3 protein-coding genes are annotated in these 1,920 nt (G+C 68.3%); 1 reads left to right on the forward strand and 2 read right to left on the reverse strand.

Features of this window, described 5'->3' with window-relative positions:
• Window positions 1-172: 172 nt before the first annotated feature.
• Window positions 173-601 carry an ATP-binding protein gene (locus tag AC27LF_RS45320; protein ID WP_479662434.1) on the reverse strand — a complete coding sequence of 143 codons (429 nt, stop codon included), beginning with the start codon at window positions 599-601 and terminating at the stop codon, window positions 173-175.
• A 46-nt stretch (window positions 602-647) separates the two neighbouring features.
• The gene (locus AC27LF_RS45325; RefSeq protein WP_089100238.1) at window positions 648-1,055 is read right to left on the reverse strand and encodes an NUDIX hydrolase; all 408 of its coding nucleotides are present in this window, start codon (window positions 1,053-1,055) and stop codon (window positions 648-650) included.
• Between the two features lie 107 nt (window positions 1,056-1,162).
• Here AC27LF_RS45325 and AC27LF_RS45330 point away from each other — a divergent pair.
• A partial coding sequence (locus tag AC27LF_RS45330; RefSeq protein ID WP_479662433.1) for a GntR family transcriptional regulator occupies window positions 1,163-1,920 on the forward strand: 758 nt, incomplete at its 3' end.

The following is a 1,920-nucleotide window of genomic DNA, read 5'->3' on the forward strand; positions in this document are numbered from 1 at the left end:
GACGCGTCGGGGTCGAGTGCCGGTGAGATGGTGCGGAGTGCGATGGCGACCCATCTGTCTGCCTGGGGTGCGGAGTAGGCGTCGAAGGATGCCCGGAGCGCCGGCCATCCCGTCCCGTCGGTGATGTCCTCGGTCCAGCACTCGCACCAGTAGCCCCGCTGCGGCTTGTCCATCAGCACGGGTGGCCTCCGGTCGGTCGGCCTGCGAACAGCTCGGCGGTGACCGTGTAGCCGCCGTCGCTTTCGTGGACGACGACGCGATGCGCGATTGCGCTGACCATGCCGAGGCCCCGGCCGTGCTCGGCCTCCTGGTCCTGGCGCCTGATCTTCGGTGCTGTGCCGGCGGCCCCTTCGTCGGTGACCGACAACGCGATCACCTGCGCTGACACCGCAAGGGCCAGATGGAAGCTGCCCGACTCCTGACCGCTGGCCGTGTGGAGGATCGCGTTCGCGCTCAGCTCGCTCACGATCAGTTCGGCGTCTTCGGCTAAAGGGGAGCCGCGCAGGATGTCGCGGGTCCAGCGTCGGGCCCGGCTGACCTCTTCCGGGAAACCTGGGCAACTGAGCCCCCAGACCCGGACTGTACTCGTATACTCGTGCATACAAGTTCCTTCGTGCTGGTAGGCCGCCATGTGCAGCGGGTTCGGGCTAGACGAGTTTCACGCCATCGTGGGCGCGGATCGCAGGTGGAGACGCCGCGTCCATCGCGTCCAGGACGCGGATGGCGTACGCCTCGTCGGCAAGCTCGGAGACTTCTTCACGGGTGGCCCAGCGCAGTGCGCGGGTCTCGTCGCCGGTCGTGGGCGTGCCGTCGGCGGCCTCGCAACGGAAGACCAGGGAGACGATCAGGCCCGTCATGTTCTTGTAGACGCCGGTCAGGGTCGCCGGAAGGGCGATCTTGATACCGGTCTCTTCGAGGACTTCGCGTTGCAGGGCCTCGGGAATGGTCTCCTCGCGTTCGAGGACACCGCCCGGCGGCTCCCACTTGCCGTTGTCCCGGCGCTGGATCAGGAGGGCCCGGCCGCGGGTGTCTATGACGACCCCGGCGACGCTCACGGAGTGCGGGCGTTCTGTGCTCACGTTCCTCGGCCCTCTCGGCTGGCTAGGCTCTCCACCGTAGCAACAACACTCGCCCACTCGTCTAGATACCTAAAGGAGTACAAGTGAGCCCTGCTCTTCCTTCGGGCCTCCTCGGAGATCTCGACCCCACGAGCGATCGTGCGGTCTTCCGGCAGATCGCCGACCAGCTGCGCGAAGCCATCGACCGTGGGCGGTTCAGCGAGGGCGAGAAGCTGCCCTCAGAGGCCGAGCTTGTCGAGCACTACGGAGTCTCCCGGATGACGGTCCGGAACTCCTTCTCCATCCTCCAGGGGGAAGGGCTGGTGCATGCCGAGCACGGGAAGGGTGTGTTCGTTCGGCCCCGGCCTCCCGTGCGGCGGCTCGCCTCCGACCGGTTCGCCCGGCGCCATCGCGAGCAGGGAAAGTCCGCGTTCATCGTGGAGGCGGACGCGGCCGGCAGCCACCCCCAGGTCGACAGCCTTGAGGTCAAGGAGGAAAAGGCCAGTCAGGACGTCTCCACGCGGCTCGGGTCCGTGCGGCGCGTGCTTGCCCGGCGGCGCCGGTACCTCCTCGACGGTCGGCCGGTCGAGTTCGCCACCTCCTACCTCCCCCTCGACATCGCCCGCGGCACCCAGATCGCCGAACCCAACCCCGGGCCCGGCGGCATCTACGCCCGCCTCGAAGAGCTGGGCCACCGCCTCGACCACTTCGAAGAGGAGATCCGCGCCCGGATGCCTTCGCCCGACGAGGTGAAGACGCTCCGGCTGGCCTCCGGTGTGCCGGTGATTCACCTGATCCGTACCGCCTTCGACACCGAGGGGCGGCCGGTCGAAGTCTGCGACACGGTCATGGCGGCGGACGC

Source organism: Streptomyces diversicolor, assembly GCF_057537855.1.

Excerpts from the sequence above, each read along its gene's own strand:
- AC27LF_RS45320 (WP_479662434.1), bottom strand. The coding sequence starts at position 601 with ATGCACGAGTATACGAGTACAGTCCGGGTCTGGGGGCTCAGTTGCCCA.